Origin of the sequence: Providencia sp. PROV236 (assembly GCF_033676985.1) — a bacterium.
GTDB lineage: Bacteria > Pseudomonadota > Gammaproteobacteria > Enterobacterales > Enterobacteriaceae > Providencia > Providencia manganoxydans.
Window position 1 is genome coordinate 343,822 of the sequence record NZ_CP096297.1, and the last position, 16,540, is coordinate 360,361.

The following is a 16,540-nucleotide window of genomic DNA, read 5'->3' on the forward strand; positions in this document are numbered from 1 at the left end:
GGTGGATTAGATTCAGCGTGCAATAACCTACAATAAATAGTGAAATTGTTGGCGAGTTATAGATGAATAATTATTTTCATAGGTTTACTAAGCCGCATTGCGAGTTATTTAATTATATTCACCGTGAACCAGTATTTAATGTGCGCTGAAAGATAGAGCATTGAAGCCAAAGGTTTCGTGTTTTATAGTACAAGCAATGCGGCGGATACGTCGTTACTGCCCATTAAGGCTTGCATCAGACTGAGGAAGCTCAGCAGCAGTCAAGGAAGTGGGAAGCTTCGCATCTAAAAGGTGCGAAGTCATTACAGTATAAATAAGTCATTAGCTATAGCGAAAGGGATCTTGAATGTTAAAACGAATTTTTGTGCCTCTACTAGCAGTCTGTGCTATCAGTGCATCTTCTCTTGCTCTCGCTGCGGGTGAAACTTACGTGAAGTTAGTCACGTCGATGGGCAATATTGAACTCGAATTGAATGATAAAAAAGCACCAGTAACCACTGAAAACTTTCTTCAATATGTAAACGAAGGTTATTACAACGGAACTACCTTCCACCGTGTTATCCCTGGTTTCATGATCCAAGGTGGCGGTTTTAACAAAGATCTTCAGCAAAAACAGACTCGTGCTCCAATTAAGAATGAAGCGGATAACGGCTTACGTAATTTGCGTGGAACGATTTCTATGGCACGTACCGCGAATAAAGACAGTGCAACCAGCCAGTTTTTTATTAACGTTGCCGATAATGCGTTCTTAGATCACGGTCAGCGTGATTTCGGTTACGCAGTTTTTGGTAAGGTAGTGAAAGGCATGGATGTTGTTGATAAAATATCTAAAGTCAAAACAGAAAATGTTGGTCCATACCAAAACGTACCTGTTGAACCTATTTCGATTATTTCTGCTGAAGTAATTAAAAAGCCATAATTTATCATGAGTGGGTAGATCGCATGCATTTGCCCACTCAGCTCCCTTTCTCCCATCCTCCCGTGAGAGTTGTAGAAGCTATTAATCCATTTAGTAAAAAAATAAATTTTCATAATTAAGAGTGGCTTGTTATAAGTATGTAAATACAATCCCCTGATTTTTATATGGAAAATAGTTTAGATAAATCAGATTACTTGACTTAAATAGGCTATTTTCCTGCTTCGGCTGTGTTATGATACCCGCCCCTTATTACTTTTTGCTGTTTTTTTAGCTAGAACTCTGATTGCTAAAAGTGAAAAGTTGTGCATGGGTATATAATAGATAATGATAAAAATCAGTCGGATAGGCTACTATGCTTTTACTTATTGATAATTACGATTCATTTACTTATAACCTGTATCAGTACTTTTGCGAGTTAGGCGCAGAAGTCGTGGTTAAACGGAATGATGAAATTTCTATCGAAGAGATAGAATTGCTTTCGCCTACACACCTAGTGATCTCACCAGGCCCTTGTACGCCTGATGAGGCGGGAATTTCTCTCGAAGCTATTAAATATTTTGCAGGTAAAATCCCTATTTTAGGTATTTGTCTCGGTCACCAAGCTATTGGGCAAGCCTTTGGTGCTACTGTTGTGAAAGCTAGAGAAGTGATGCACGGCAAAACATCGGCTATTCATCATAATCATCAAGGGGTGTTTAAAGGGCTTAACCGTCCATTGACGGTAACCCGTTATCATTCTCTTGTTATTGCGGCGGATACATTACCTGCATCCTTTGATGTATCGGCATGGTCTCTGAATAACGGTGATGTTGATGAGATCATGGGAATTCGCCATAAAACTTTGCCTATTGAAGGTGTTCAATTTCACCCAGAAAGCATTCTGAGTGAACAAGGGCATGAATTATTGAATAACTTTTTAAAGTATTAGGATTATTGATCTTTAAAGATGAATTTTTATTCGAATTCAAGATATTTTTGCTAAGGTGAGAGGTTGGCTGCCTAGTGAACTAGGTAAGAGCCTCTCAATAGAGCATCAAATAATGAACGGATCATCAGGACGGCATTCAAGCATCATTTTAACTTAAACCTCAATGAACCCGTCTATTAAGAATTATAAATCAGCCAAATAGACTGTTTTTTAATTCTGTCTAGCTGTAAAAAATAGCAGCAAAGATCCACGGACTCTGACTATTACTTACCTCAGTAAAAAATAAAATTTACACTATCACCTGCTTAGCTATTGCGCTTTTGTGATTTTTTATTCATATTTAATGCTTATATTTTCACTTTGCACTAAATAAAAGTAGGTGAGGGGTATGAAACAACAACAAGCAGTGAATCGGCAGACTTATGATCAGGTCATTTTACCTATTTATTCTCCCGCTGAGTTTATTCCTGTACGCGGAGAAGGTAGCCGAGTATGGGATCAGCAAGGTAAAGAATACATTGATTTTGCTGGTGGTATTGCGGTACTTGCACTAGGTCATTGCCATCCTGCTTTAGTTGCTGCGGTTCGCGAACAAAGCGAAAAGTTATGGCATCTTAGTAATATTTTTACTAATGAGCCTACCTTGGTTTTAGCACAAAAACTGATTGATGCTACATTTGCGGAGCGTGTTTTTTTTGCTAACTCAGGGGCGGAAGCGAATGAGGCTGCTTTTAAATTAGCGCGTCATTACGCTATCACTAAATATAATCCGTATAAAACGAAGATCATCGCATTTAAACAAGCGTTTCATGGGCGCACTCTCTTTACCGTATCTGTTGGTGGACAAGCGAAGTATGCGGATGGTTTTGGCCCAAAACCCGCTGATATTATTCATGTGCCGTTTAATGATCTTGAGGCTGTGAAAGCGGTTATCGATGAAAATACCTGTGCTGTCGTTCTGGAGCCTGTTCAAGGTGAAGGTGGTGTAACTGCTGCAACGCAAGAGTTTATGCAGGGTGTGCGTAAGCTATGTGACGATAATCAAGCATTGTTAGTGTTTGATGAAATACAAAGCGGTATGGGGCGTACAGGGCATTTGTTCTCTTATATGCATTATGGTGTGACTCCAGATATTTTGACCACTGCAAAAGCACTTGGTGGAGGATTCCCAATTAGTGCGATGTTAACGACTAATGAAATCGCTAAGGCAATGGGGCCGGGTACTCACGGTACTACCTATGGCGGTAATCCACTGGCTTGTGCGGTCGGTAATGCGGCATTTGATATTATTAATACCAAAGAAGTCCTTGATGGTGTTGCTAAGCGCCGTGAATTATTTGTATCTCATTTAAATAAACTCAACCAGCAATATGACATATTCTCTGAAATCAGAGGGATGGGATTACTCATTGGTGCTGAATTAAAGGGTAAATTAAAAGAACGTTCTAAAGATATTCTACAGGCTTGTGCTGTTGAAGGATTAATGATGTTAAATGCAGGGCCGAATGTATTACGTTTTACACCATCATTAATTATCTCAGAAGAAGAGATTAATCAAGGTATGGTGAAATTAAATAAAGCGATTGATAGTTTAATTAACAACTAAGTTCTTGGGCTCTCAATTAAATTATTTTTTTTGAGAGCTATTTATTTTATTTTTATTTATTTATAAATCATCAGTTAAATATGTTCTTTTTAGGTGAGAATGGCATTCTCATCCTATTTTTTATATGTTAAATGTATGTTTCTGCATTTCACTAATAAAGTATGGGATGGTAATAATGGATATTGAAAGTATTTCTCTGGAAAAAGGATGTTTTAGCTTTAAAGATGACTTTGCGAATTGTTTTGATTGGAATGATATTGGTTTTTCCTTTTCAAAAATTGATTTAAATACTAAGGAAGTAAGCACATTATCAAGTAATTATGAGTGGCTTTTAATGTATTGGGATGCGGATTTAGATCTAAGTATTAGTGAAAGACTTGGGGCTGGCATTCAATGTTGGAATGATTATTCAAATGCTCATATGTCTACATTGTCTAAAACGCAGAAAAATAAATTTAAATTAGATTTTTGTTTTAATCATAAAGATGTATTTGAAGTGGCATCAATTAATTCAAATAAAGAATTATCTGTAGCTGATATAATTAAAATTCATAAGCACCGCCATATCATCTCGGATTATGCAGATAGGTTATGGAAAAATTACCAACAGATGGTTTTACCAATGCGAGAAAGTATTTCATTACCTATTATTGGGATTGAAGGCGAAGAAACAAAGCAACAGCCTATTGATATTCACGGCTTTATGAAATTTGGAGATGTGCGTTTTACTCGAAAAGAAATGATAACTATCTGTATGTTGCTTTCTCAATGCCGAATTAAGGAAATTAGTGCTATTCAAGGGTGCTCTGAAAACTCAGAGCATAAACGCATCATGAATATCAAAGAGAAGCTGGGTTGTCCTCATGCCTCACCGAGTGGTTTATTTAAAGCATTTAAAGAACGTGGTATTACATTAGCTTGTTTAGATACATTAATTACTCTGAAAAATATTCAACAAGGAAATAAAAAATGAAATGGAAATTCAGATTAGGAGCGGTAGCAGGGAATACTTTAGAATATTATGATATTGCCGTATTTGCTGCAATATCTGTATATTTAAGTGCGGAATTAGAACGATTAGGTTACTCTTCAGCGACTGAAATGGTATGGGGAATATTTGCATTACGTTTTCTGGCTAGACCTATTGGTGGTTATGTAATTGGTCGCTATGCCGATCGAGTGGGTAAAAAGCCCGCTTTAGTCTTTACCAGTTTACTTACTGGGACTGCAACCTTATGTATGGCAATATTGCCGATTCAATTATTAGGTTCATATACGCCTATCGCGATTTTAATGTTGCAATTAATATTATCTTTTAGCTTCGGTGGCGAATATCCCTCATTAATCAACTACTTACTTAATAATATTTCTGAAAAAGAATGCTCTAAAGTTTCTTCATTAATTGTTGGTAGCTCAATAATTGGTGTCATTATTTCATTAGCAGTTGTGTTAGTTTTAGAAAATCAATTAACCGTAGAAATGATGCAGTCAATTGGTTGGCGTATACCCTTACTATTAGGTTTGGTGAATATTGCCATTAGCTTTTGGTTTCGCTTAAAATTACCAGATCAACCACTGGTAGAAAAATGCAACAATAAAATGAGTGGGTTTAAAATATTACAGATATTTTTATTAACTGTACCTGGGACTGTTACGTTTTATTCGCAAAATATCTCATCCTCTATACTAAGCGAACATTTACAACTCGGCGAACTGAAAAGTCTATATTCAATTGTATTATCAAGTCTTTTATTGGTCTTTATGCTAATTTGTGGATGGTTAACCGATAAATACAGTTCACCACAAAAAATATTTAGACTGGGTGTATTTGGTATGGTGTTGCTTTCTATTCCATTGTATTTTGCAATGAGCAGTGGAATAATGATTTTGGTGTCTATTGCTCAATTAATTATAATTATCAATGGGGCAATGATATTATGTAATTTATCTGCAATACTGTTCTCAATTTCTGGTGGGCAGACGGTAGTTCTTGCTGTTGGTTATAATTTAGCAACAACCTTTATCGGTGGGATAACGCCGTTGGTGATTAGCTATTTGGTTGGTATCAATGTCGGCTATGTAGGGGGCTTTATTGCTTTATGTGGTTTGACGTTCTTGCTATCAAGCTCTTTATCTAAAAGTTATCAATTAGCATCGTAATTTGAATTATAAATCCGCCCCAGTGTAAAATAGGGGCGATTTATCTTAATTTTAATTATTTATATATCTTGTCATACTATTCATTTTCATGCTTGTCTTTTTCTTCTTTATTTTCATCGTCTCTTCTTTTCTTACTTGAGCCACTTTTTCCTGATACTGGGGATATAAGAGTAGGTTGCTGAAGATTAGTCGCTGTTATATTTTTATAAAAAGGTAAATTTAAAATTTCCTTTAATATTTTATACTGCTCTTTATTTATCGTTGGTAATGAATAACGGGGAGCTGCCGCGATTTTATTCAATAATATAGACTCTTTTTCATTAAGATTTGATGGGAAATTTGATTTTTTGATTTCATTTAATGCGCTGTATTCCCCTTCTGTCATATAACTTGGTAAACCTTGAGTCAGTAGACTAGGACTATATTTCGTACAGATAAGTTTTTCTTTATTCTGAGTAGGGCTTGTCTTTTTTACTGATTTTGTTGCATTAGCTGTAGCTTTTTGTGTAGATATTTTCGTTTGAGCAAGGGGAATGGTTTTATTATTTTCTTCTAATGAGGAATGTATCGTATTTGGAAGTGTTAATACAATGGTAGACGCTTTTTTTGTCTCCGTCATTGAAGAAATATCCGTCTGTATTCCTTGAGTCATTTTAGCTGGATTTTTTTGTTGTGCCACTGTACATGGCTCAGTTTGTACAGCACGATCTTGTGTTATTGAGTTATCTGTTTTTTTATTTGTAGCTAATGAATGAGTAAGAAGAATACTAGGCGAATAGCGTGTTTTATTTATTATAGCAAGGTCAAGTGCTGATATTATTTTTGATTCTTCTACCTCTGATAATTGTTCTATCATTTCTGATAGATTTTTTTTAATATTATTAAATTGATAGTTTGTTTTATTTGGAATGTCTTTGCTCAATAATTTAGCTTTCTCTATCAATTGGTTTGTTTTTGTCATAGATGGATATAAGCTTTTTTCTTGAACAACAGATTTTTTCTTCTCAGGGAAATCGTTTCTATTTGTGTTGGTGGTAGGAAATCTGTTTTTTTTTTCAAGTTGAGGTGAACCATTATCATAGTCGTCATTATCATTATTATATTTAGTTGCATATGGACAATATGATTTTGATATCGTCAATTTATTAATCTCTTCAGATATGTCAATATAATTCTCTGGCTGTACAGGTGCTATTGATAAACGTGTATCATTTTGATTTTGGGAAAGGTTGTTTTTATTCATTGAAATTGGGTTTTGAACTTTACCCAGATTTGATATAACAGAAGTATCCTTATAATCATAATCATTTTCTTCATCAGAAGAAAATGCATCATCACTCTCTATATCTCTTTCAAATTTTTTTTCATAAAAAGACGGATCGATAAAACCAGAATGGTTACCTATTTTATTTGATTCTGTCTGTATTTCAGCGGATTGCTGCGCCTCGGTAACTTTGGAATACTCGGTTTGTGTCTGCTTGGTGAAAGTGGCCAGTACCGCTTGCTTTTGTTCAAAGAGGACTTGAGCCGCTTTTTTCTGGCTTTCGGTCTGTTGCTGGGCCAGTTTAAGGGCTTCTTGGCTCGCTTGCAGCTGGATTTTCATCTGCTCCAGCGCGGCTTGTGCGTTATCAAAAGCTTGTTTGTGGGTTTGTACTTGTTTGGTGAAAGCGTCCAATTCCAATTGTTTTTGGTTAAGGAGCGTTTGAGCCATTTTAAGGTTTTCATTGGTCTGTTGCAGTTGTTTTTCAGTATCTCTTTGGATCTGCTTTTGAGTAGATAGCTCTGCTTCCTTCTGCTCCAAAGCATTATCAAGTGTTTGTTTGTCGGTTTGTGTCTGCTTAGTGAAAGCGTTCAGGGGTGTTTGATTTTGTTTTTCAGTAAAGATATCCCAGCTTATTTCATCAAAGGAATCATCATAATAGCTTTGGATATCTTCCATATCTGAGAATTCTTCATCAATATAAAAACTATTGACTGAATCAAGATCATCATCTTGGCCATCCGTGTCACTGAATGCGTTATTATCAAAATTTCGCTGTAATACGTTTAAAAAGATATTATGACTGTTTAGTCCAGTAATATAGTTAGCTAATAAATTTGTTATATTTTGGCCTTCAATAGGGATATTTAAGTAGTCTTTAGGCGATATTGTGATGATAACTTCAAAATTATCTATGCTTATAGTATAACGATATCGTGTTTTCTTATTATGTTCATTGGCAAAATAATCTTCAATATTATTAAACATTGAAGAGAGCAATTTGGCTTCTTTAGCTACCTGTATATTCTCTACTGAGTCTTTGTTGGGAGATTTATTTAAGGCCGAATTTTTCATCTGACTCTTGAAAGTGTTATCCGATAATAGTTTTCGAAGTGCTTCACTTAGCGCCAACGATGGTAGTGTGTTTCCATCGAGTGTACTGGGTCGGCTAGCATTTTTTGGAACAAGCGCGAGTAAACTATCTGGTGTTTTCTCTACCACAGATAATTTTCCACTCTGGCTTGCCGTTCTGCTTGGGGAATAGGAAGAGAGGGACGTTTGAATTTCTTCTGCATACGTCAGTGTTCTTCCGTTAGTGATTGCTGGAGTTGATTCGGTTGTTTGAGAGGCGATTTGTTGTTGAGCAGGGGGGCCTTTGTTAATTTGTGAAGTCACTTTGGGCTGGGAAGAGGTGTTTTGCTCAATCTTTTGAATTATTTCTTTTACATGACTCAATGTTGGATTGTCATTATAAGATGCTGTAGGTTCAGCTCGTGAGCTATCATCATTTAAAATAAAGTCATTACTCTGTTTTTCACGTTGTTGAGTATTAGCGAGTATGGGTAGAGTCATTTTATTTGCTTTATTTGAAATTAGACTCGGTTTTTTCTCGATGGACTGTTTTGCTCGGTCAGTGTTGTTTTCTTTGTTTGAAGAAAAAGGCGCTATGTGAGTCTTTTGTTCAACCTCCTGAAGAGCGGGAGGAGTGTGCAACATCAAAGGCGCTGATTGAGATAAAGTATCAGATCCTAAGGTCGCTTCTGGCGGAACTCTTCCAACTTGTACGGGGTTAGCTTTTTTTTTCGTGTTAGGCGTTTCGTTTAGAGTACTCTTACTTCCTTGATTTTCATCATGTTTAGTGGGTAAGGTATGCTTAGTTTGTTTTGATAATAAATCATTTGCGTCAACCTCATCTGGGTTATGCTGTATCTCGATCCGTTGTTCTGTTTGGGTTGCGATATTTTTTGTCATAGGAGAAGCAAGTTCTATTTGTGTTACTTTATCTATTTTGCCTGAACAATTATTATCGTTATTAATTAATGTATTGGTTGTCGATGAAGTCGAACTTAATTTTTTAGCATTAGCACTCTTTGTTTTATAGTTTATATTTATCGTTAAATTGATATTGGCAACGTTTTTTATATTATAAACAATGTTATTTACCATTTTCCCTATTTCAACAAAGTTCATTTCATTCAGAGTATCATTAAGTGTTCTTTGATTGATGAAAGATGGTTTATTAATTGTTATCGTGAGCTCGACCATAAATTAAAAATTCCTTAAACAATAAATTAAGTGATTGTTTTTAATATTATGTGACTGATAATTATTTAAATATAAAGAAACGCGGCTAGACGATAACGAGTATCGCAAAATGATTGCAACAGAAAGTGATAGGATATTGATACAATTAGAGGCAAAAAATAACCCTGCATCACAAGGATAGAGGGTTATTTTAAATGTTAGCGAGTTCCGTAGACGACAATCGTTTTGCCGTGCGCAGAGATCAAGTTTTGATCTTCTAGCATCTTCAAGATACGGCCAACAGTTTCACGCGAACAGCCAACAATTTGACCAATTTCTTGGCGTGTAATTTTGATTTGCATACCATCCGGATGGGTCATTGCATCTGGTTGTTTTGCTAAATTAAGTAGTGTTTGAGCAATACGGCCTGTCACATCTAAGAATGCGAGGTTACCCACTTTTTCTGATGTGGTTTGTAGGCGGCTTGCCATTTGCGCAGAAAGACGCATAAGAATGTCAGGATTAACCTGAATAAGTTGACGGAATTTTTTGTAAGAAATTTCAGCGACTTCACAGGCGCTTTTTGCTCTTACCCAGGCAGAACGTTCTTGCCCTTCTTCAAATAACCCTAGTTCACCAATGAAATCTCCCTGATTTAAATAGGAGAGGATCATTTCTTTGCCTTCTTCATCTTTGATTAAAACAGCCACTGAACCTTTAACGATGTAGTAAAGAGTCTCTGCTTTTTCACCCTGATGGATCAGTGTGCTCTTGGATGGATACTTATGAATATGGCAGTGTGACAAAAACCATTCAAGAGTAGGGTCTGTTTGTGGCTTGCCGAGAACCATTAGCGTTATCCTCTGTATGTTAATACAGCCTCCGGTCAACCATAACCAGAAAGCTGGTTTTTAAAGTCACTATCTTAGCATATTAACCATAATGTAAGTTAATACCAGTACTATAATATACTCATCATGCTTCAAGTTGCCGCGTTGTTGATTACGTTTACTTGCACTAGCGACATAGTTTTCTATGCTCTTCGCGATTTGTTCACTTATTGCCTAGCTGCATCTCGAATCATTTAGAGTGTATAATCAATTGAAACCCTGAGTTTTGATCTTGCTCCTATCAGGTGATAGTTTGTTTGTAACATAATAAACCTAGAAAGTCTCGGCTTTATCGCTTCAGCTACTTAAAGTGTCGATTCGATTGAAAGCATTTATGTAACAATGTTATCTTTTATACAAATTTTTTCTAGGGGAATAAATAATGGAAGCGAGAGTTAAGTGGGTTGAAGGACTTTCTTTTTTAGGTGAGTCCTCCTCTGGTCATCAAGTAATGATGGATGGTAATTCAGGTGATAAAGCACCTAGCCCAATGGAAATGGTATTGATGGCAGTAGGTGGATGCAGCTCAGTGGATGTGGTATCTATTTTACAAAAAGGCCGTAATAACGTTAGTGGTTGTGAAGTTAAATTAACCTCACAGCGTCGTGATGAGGCTCCTCGTTATTTCACTCATATTAATTTGCATTTTATTGTAACAGGCACTGATTTAACGGAAAAAGTGGTTGAACGTGCAGTTCAACTTTCGGCTGAGAAATATTGCTCGGTATCTTTGATGTTAGAAAAAGCTGTGAAAGTTACTCATAGTTTTGAAATTAAAACTCAATAATTTTTTATTATATATATTATTTTTTTAATTATGATGCTTATTAATTTAAAATAAGCATCATGTATTAACTATTAATCGTGTTTTTGTTTAATTAACTTCTCAACAATAGGGGTCATGATTAACTCCATTGCTAACCCTAATTTCCCTCCCGGCACAACAATAGTATTCATAGCTGAAATAAATGAACCGCTTAACATGGAAAGTAAATAAGGAAAATCAATTTGTTCGAGCCCTCTAAAACGGATAACAATAAAACTTTCATCTTGTGATGGTATCGCTTTAGCAGAGAAAGGGTTTGAGGTATCTACGGTTGGTACACGTTGGAAATTAATATGAGTTCGTGAGAATTGTGGGGTTATATAATTAATATAATCACCCATTGAGCGAACTACCGAGTCCATCACTGCTTCTCGTGAATGCCCTCGTTCTGTGGTGTCTCGGATCAGCTTCTGGATCCATTCAAGGTTAACGATAGGCACAACCCCAACCAGTAAATCAACATGGCGAGCAACATTGTTTTCAGGTGTGACAACACCGCCATGTAACCCTTCATAGAATAAAATATCACTATTAGGTGGTAGGGGTTCCCATGGCGTAAAGGTACCCGGCTGTAAGCCATAGGGAACAGCTTCATCGTAGGTATGAAGGTATTTACGTGATTTACCACTACCCTGTTGGCTGTATTCTAAAAGCGTCTGCTCTAACAGGGAGAAGTCATTTGCTTCAGGGCCGAAATAGCTGATATGGCGGCCTTGTTCTCTGGCTTTTCTAATTGCCATATCCATTTCAGGGCGAGTATAACGATGAAAACTATCACCTTCTAAAGTTGCAGGTTGGATATTTAATTGATGGAATATTTTACGAAATGCTTGGCTGGTCGAAGTGGTTCCTGCACCACTAGACCCAGTGATTGCAATAATTGGATGTTTTTTGGACATCATGGACTCCCTGTGTTGCGCTTGCGTCCATGCTAAACCGAGCCATGAGCGAAACGGGGTTACGGGCGAAACTGACTGTTAGGCATAAAATTAACAGATTCATGCAACTCTGACCAGACTAGCACAATCTCTCCGGATGCCAATTGGCGTTTCACATCATCAACTTTTTGCTGTAATGACTTTTCGTGTTCCCCATAATCGGTTCCTTCACGTAATACATAGGACTCGATTAGGTTTTCCAATGTATCTGGATCTAAATCTTTCCAAGGGATAATCATGATTTTGTATTGCCTAAATAAGACGCTAACCACTGCGGAATACGTTTTTCTAACCACATTTCTGGTTTTCTCAATGTGCCACTAACGAAACCGACATGCCCCCCATGTTCTGTCATTTGATATTCAATATTGGCAGGTAAATGCGCTAAATCAGGAACAACTTCTGGCGCCATAAAAGGGTCATCTTTAGCGTGAATAATCAGGGTAGGCTTAGTAATGCGTGGTAATCGAGGAAGAGCACTACACTTTTGATAATAGTCTGTAGCATCTTCGAAACCATGGATCCTTGCTGTGATCACATCATCAAACTCACGGATCCGTTTTAGTTGTTTTAATTGCAACAAATTAAGAGGTAATGAACCAGGGTAGCGCACCAGCTTACGGGTAGCATTACGCTTTAAACCATTAAGCAAATAACGTTGATAAAACTGCGAGAACCCTTTTTCCATTCGTATAGAGCATGGCTCTAACATTAATGGAGCTGATACCACGACACCTGCATCGATATCTGCATTTTCACCACTTTCAGCTAAATAGCAGGCAAGCATATTACCACCGAGAGAATAGCCCACCGCGCCAGTTGGCACATCCCCCCAAGTTTGTTTTAACCAATGCAAGAAGTAACGTGCATCACTGGTTTCACCCGAGTGATAGATACGTTTTTGACGATTGGGCTCACCGCTACAACCACGAAAGTGCATGACGACCCCTAACCAACCTTGGTTTTGGGCACTTTCAAGCATGCCATGAGCGTAAGGGCTTTTAAAATTACCTTCTAAGCCATGAAAAATGACTAAACGCGGCTTATGACAAGCCTGCTCAGGAGGTTCGCTCCAAGCAAGGTCAATAAAGTCACCATCAGGTAACTCAAGCCGTTGCCAAATGGGTTTAATTTTCGGGGTCCGCCGAAAAATTCTTGGCAATAACGTTTGAAGATGTGGATTTTTAGCCCAATTAATGGGGCGAAAGTTTTCTGACATAGCCTTATTTAATTTCTTAATACCCTTGTGGGTCACATAACATACTGTTATTTTTTTGTGATGCAAGTGCGCTAATTTTGGGGGATAGATTATAAATGAGTCTGGGGCTAGTTTTTTCTCTTTTTACGTTTCTATTCATTGCAGCAGTTACACCTGGCCCTAATAATATGTTATTGACCTCCAGTACCGCAAATTATGGTTTCCGACGCAGTATCCCCTTATTACTGGGGATAATGCTTGGGATGCAGTCAATACTTTACTTATCTGCGTTTGGCGTTGCTGCGCTTTTATTGCTATATCCCGCATTGCACATTGCTATGAAAGTGGCTGGTAGCCTCTATTTACTGTGGTTAGCATGGAAAACAGCAACCGCAAATTATGAGCCATTGAAAACAGAAAGTGCTGCTGCGAAAAATATAAAGTGGTATCAAGGTGGTTTGTTACAATTTTTAAATCCAAAAGCATGGTTAATGGGATTGGGGGCTGTTGGAAGTTATAGTTTACCCGGAGATCTATTTGCCCAGTCTATTATCGTGATGAGTATTGCTGTAGTGACAGTTAATTTAATAGCTGGATTGATTTGGATGGCTGGTGGGTCATTAATTGGCTATTTTTTACGGGGCCGTCATGCGTGGTTTATTTTTAATTTAGTGATGGGGCTGTTGACTGCGATGTGTGTGCCACTGATTTGGTTTGAATAAATGTATTTGCCATATTTCAAGTCGCAGCGTTGTAATGATTAAATAAAGGGAAGCATGCAGTTTCCCTTTGAGGTTGTTGACGAGGCGGGATAAAAGCGTGGTTTTCCCCGCCTCGTGTTATCAGCCGAAAATCAATACGTTGATTTTCCTTGTTTATTTCAAATTCTTAGTTACTGCTATCACACAAAATACGTTTGTTAGCAGTATAAAAGGGAAACAATGCATGCTTCCCTTTTAGAAAGATTCATTCTTAATCTAAATCGATATTTTTGCTGCCAAAGAAATAGGTAAAAATAAATCCACAAACATAAGCGACTGCAATACCACCGACATACACGGCCATACCTGCAAATACACCTTGGGCAGAGGTCATCAGTGGAATAGCGACTAAGCCTGATGGGCCGAACACTGTGTTAAGGCCAACAGGTAGCCCCATCCAAGCAATCAAACCGATAAAGAAACCACCTGCTGCCCCGCCTAAACATGCGGTTACAAACGGTTTTACACGAGGTAACGTTACACCATAAATCAGCGGCTCACCAATCCCAAGAAAACCTGGAATAATGGCTCCGCGAATTTGGTTACGTAAAATGGAGTCTTTCTTTGCTTTCGCATATAGCGCTAATGCAGCTCCCACTTGGCCAGCACCCGCCATTGCTAAGATAGGGAATAGAGAGTTGAAACCCTGCGCATCAACCAGTGCAAAATAGACAGGGACAAAGCCTTGGTGGACGCCAAACATTACCGCAATCAAGAATAAGCCAGCAAGTATAGCAGTGCCGAATGGATTGCCATTTAAATGCATAAATAACCATGACATACCGCTGAATAGCCAGCTACCCAATGGCATGATGACAACATAGGCGGCAGCACCAACAATCAATAACGTAATTGTTGAGGTTAAAATCATATCAAGGTTAGCTGGGATAATTTTGCGTACTTGTTTTTCAACCCAAGCACCAAAAATACAGGCAATCAAGACACCAATGATGCTTCCTCTAGGGTCAATATCCCAACCGAAGAAATTGGTCATGCCCGAAAAGACACCTGAGGTGGCGTTCGGATCATAACCAAGCACAAATAGTGCAGCAATAATGGCTCCGTTAACACCGCTCCCACCAAAGGCTTTTTGTGCATTATAGCCAATTAAGATGCTTAAAAAGCTGAATAATCCTTTACTAAACACAGACATGTACAAAATCATGTGCACGCCGAATGTTTGCTGTTCAGGTGCTTTTGGTAGCCCTTCCGGATAGAAGGTTTGCGTGGCTAATGTTGCAAATCCTAATAATAAGCCGGCAGCAATAAAACCTGGGATCAACGGAGTAAAAATGGTAGCAAACTTAGACAGAAAACGATGTACAGCACTCGTTTGCTTTTGCTTCATTTGCTGTTTATTCGATGATGCAAGAGCGTTTAGGTTAGTTTCTAACGATGTGTCCAGTGTTTCTGCGGCAATGTGTTCACCACTTTCGAGGATCTGATTCATTAAGTCGGCAGCGGTTTGTGCTTTGCCGGGGCCAAGGACAATTTGTAGTTGTTCATCACTTTCAATGACACCAAGCACCCCTGCGATCTGTTTTATTGCTGTTTTGTCGACAAGTTGGTCATTGTTGAGTGTCAAACGTAAGCGAGTCATGCAGTTACCTGCCTGCTTAATATTTGTACTTCCCCCGACCTTTTGCAGGATCTCCTGCATCATTTCTTTAGTTATTTTAGCCATGCCATTTACCCTATCAGTTCCCGTGTTAAATGGATTTCGCAACGTTAAGAGCGGTACGAATGAACCCATTATTGTCTGATAGCAATTGACGCGCCTCTTGTGCATTGAGCCCAGATAGGATCATCAAAATTGCAGTTTTACAGTGCCTATCACATTGTTGTAATGCGAGTTCCGCTGTTTGCCTGTCACACTCAGTGGCTTCCATTACGATCTTGACTTGCCTTTCAACCAACTTTGCATTGGTTGCTTCTACATCGACCATTAAATTGCCGAAGACTTTACCAATACGGATCATCGCACCAGTGGTGATCATATTGAGCACCAGTTTTTGCGCAGTACCTGCTTTCATGCGTGAAGAGCCAGTGACCACTTCGGCTCCTACTATTGGAGTGATGGCAATGTCGGCTGCACTGGCAACAGGGCTATGGGGATTACAGCTGATGGATGCGGTGACTGCACCAATTTTGCGTGCATAAGCTAGCGCGCCAAGGACGTACGGGGTACGACCACTTGCAGCGATACCCACAAGAACATCTTTATCACTGAATTGAATATCAATCAGATCTTGCTCACCAAGTTCGGGTTTATCTTCTGCGTTTTCAACTGCACGGAAAATAGCTTGGTGACCACCCGCAATTAAACCAATGACTTGTTCATGAGGCGTACCATAAGTTGGCGGGCACTCGCTAGCGTCCAAAATCCCTAAACGACCAGATGTACCTGCACCTGAATAAATTAAGCGGCCGCCATTCAAAAATGCATGTGCAACTTTATCCACCAATTGTGCAATTTGTGGTAATACTTTTTCGACGGCTAATGGTACTTGCTTGTCTTCATTATTGATGACTTGCAACATATTGATCGTAGAGAGTTGATCGATGTTAGTACTTGCAGTGTTACGGCTCTCAGTTACCATTTTGCTTAAATCAATGGTCATAATTAATTACTCCTACCTCAGTTAATGAGGGGATATTAAGGAATTATTTATTCCAGTGATGTGATAATGATCACGGCGTTCTCTATTCTGAATTGTCACTATGAAAGAATATTTGAGTATGAATTAGAATGACGAGGTTAATTACTTATTGAATTTAAAGGATTAATATTAAGTAATGAGGTTATTCT

General features: G+C 38.1%; 14 protein-coding genes. 7 read left to right on the plus strand and 7 right to left on the minus strand.

Features of this window, described 5'->3' with window-relative positions:
- Nucleotides 1-346: 346 nt before the first annotated feature.
- The 5 genes from ppiA to M1E96_RS01480 all read left to right on the plus strand — a co-directional run bounded on the left by ppiA (nucleotide 347) and on the right by M1E96_RS01480 (nucleotide 5,613).
- Nucleotides 347-919, plus strand: a complete 573-nt coding sequence (ppiA, locus tag M1E96_RS01460; RefSeq protein WP_140179621.1) for a peptidylprolyl isomerase A — start codon at nucleotides 347-349, stop codon at nucleotides 917-919.
- Between the two features lie 352 nt (nucleotides 920-1,271).
- Nucleotides 1,272-1,847 carry an aminodeoxychorismate synthase component II gene (locus tag M1E96_RS01465; RefSeq protein ID WP_272580470.1) on the plus strand — a complete coding sequence of 192 codons (576 nt, stop codon included), beginning with the start codon at nucleotides 1,272-1,274 and terminating at the stop codon, nucleotides 1,845-1,847.
- A gap of 388 nt (nucleotides 1,848-2,235) precedes the next feature.
- Complete coding sequence (locus tag M1E96_RS01470) at nucleotides 2,236-3,453, plus strand: aspartate aminotransferase family protein (protein WP_272580469.1); 1,218 nt, start codon at nucleotides 2,236-2,238, stop codon at nucleotides 3,451-3,453.
- A 175-nt stretch (nucleotides 3,454-3,628) separates the two neighbouring features.
- Nucleotides 3,629-4,426 (plus strand): hypothetical protein, encoded by a 798-nt coding sequence (locus tag M1E96_RS01475; protein WP_337979745.1) that lies wholly within the window; start codon nucleotides 3,629-3,631, stop codon nucleotides 4,424-4,426.
- Nucleotides 4,423-5,613: an MFS transporter gene (locus M1E96_RS01480; RefSeq protein ID WP_272580467.1), complete on the plus strand. Its 1,191-nt coding sequence runs from the start codon at nucleotides 4,423-4,425 to the stop codon at nucleotides 5,611-5,613. The genes M1E96_RS01475 and M1E96_RS01480 overlap by 4 nt, the downstream gene beginning before the upstream one ends.
- A gap of 76 nt (nucleotides 5,614-5,689) precedes the next feature.
- Here the strand turns inward: M1E96_RS01480 and M1E96_RS01485 are convergent, their stop codons facing one another.
- Nucleotides 5,690-9,139: a coiled-coil domain-containing protein gene (locus M1E96_RS01485; RefSeq protein WP_369427340.1), complete on the minus strand. Its 3,450-nt coding sequence runs from the start codon at nucleotides 9,137-9,139 to the stop codon at nucleotides 5,690-5,692.
- Nucleotides 9,140-9,336: 197 nt separating this feature from the next.
- Nucleotides 9,337-9,969 carry a cAMP-activated global transcriptional regulator CRP gene (crp, locus tag M1E96_RS01490; protein ID WP_004923862.1) on the minus strand — a complete coding sequence of 211 codons (633 nt, stop codon included), beginning with the start codon at nucleotides 9,967-9,969 and terminating at the stop codon, nucleotides 9,337-9,339.
- Between the two features lie 421 nt (nucleotides 9,970-10,390).
- Here crp and M1E96_RS01495 point away from each other — a divergent pair, with 421 nt between their 5' ends.
- Complete coding sequence (locus M1E96_RS01495) at nucleotides 10,391-10,795, plus strand: OsmC family protein (RefSeq protein WP_369427341.1); 405 nt, start codon at nucleotides 10,391-10,393, stop codon at nucleotides 10,793-10,795.
- 71 nt (nucleotides 10,796-10,866) lie between these two features.
- Here the strand turns inward: M1E96_RS01495 and M1E96_RS01500 are convergent, their stop codons facing one another.
- From M1E96_RS01500 to M1E96_RS01510, 3 genes are read right to left on the minus strand one after another with little or no spacing between them, the layout of a single operon-like run.
- Nucleotides 10,867-11,733 carry a phosphoribulokinase gene (locus M1E96_RS01500; RefSeq protein WP_140179789.1) on the minus strand — a complete coding sequence of 289 codons (867 nt, stop codon included), beginning with the start codon at nucleotides 11,731-11,733 and terminating at the stop codon, nucleotides 10,867-10,869.
- 59 nt (nucleotides 11,734-11,792) lie between these two features.
- Entirely contained in the window at nucleotides 11,793-12,011 is a 219-nt protein-coding gene (locus M1E96_RS01505) for a YheU family protein (protein WP_070929378.1), read from the minus strand.
- The gene (locus M1E96_RS01510) at nucleotides 12,008-12,991 is read right to left on the minus strand and encodes a hydrolase (RefSeq protein WP_272580465.1); all 984 of its coding nucleotides are present in this window, start codon (nucleotides 12,989-12,991) and stop codon (nucleotides 12,008-12,010) included. The genes M1E96_RS01505 and M1E96_RS01510 overlap by 4 nt, the downstream gene beginning before the upstream one ends.
- 95 nt (nucleotides 12,992-13,086) lie before the next feature.
- On the opposite strand from M1E96_RS01510, the gene M1E96_RS01515 reads away from it, so the two are divergent.
- Complete coding sequence (locus M1E96_RS01515) at nucleotides 13,087-13,692, plus strand: LysE family translocator (RefSeq protein WP_070929376.1); 606 nt, start codon at nucleotides 13,087-13,089, stop codon at nucleotides 13,690-13,692.
- Nucleotides 13,693-13,942: 250 nt separating this feature from the next.
- Here the strand turns inward: M1E96_RS01515 and murP are convergent, their stop codons facing one another.
- Together murP and murQ are read right to left on the minus strand one after the other, a co-directional pair.
- Nucleotides 13,943-15,415 (minus strand): PTS N-acetylmuramic acid transporter subunit IIBC, encoded by a 1,473-nt coding sequence (murP, locus tag M1E96_RS01520; protein ID WP_070929375.1) that lies wholly within the window; start codon nucleotides 15,413-15,415, stop codon nucleotides 13,943-13,945.
- Nucleotides 15,416-15,440: 25 nt separating this feature from the next.
- Entirely contained in the window at nucleotides 15,441-16,352 is a 912-nt protein-coding gene (gene murQ / locus M1E96_RS01525; protein ID WP_272580464.1) for an N-acetylmuramic acid 6-phosphate etherase, read from the minus strand.
- Nucleotides 16,353-16,540 lie beyond the last annotated feature (188 nt).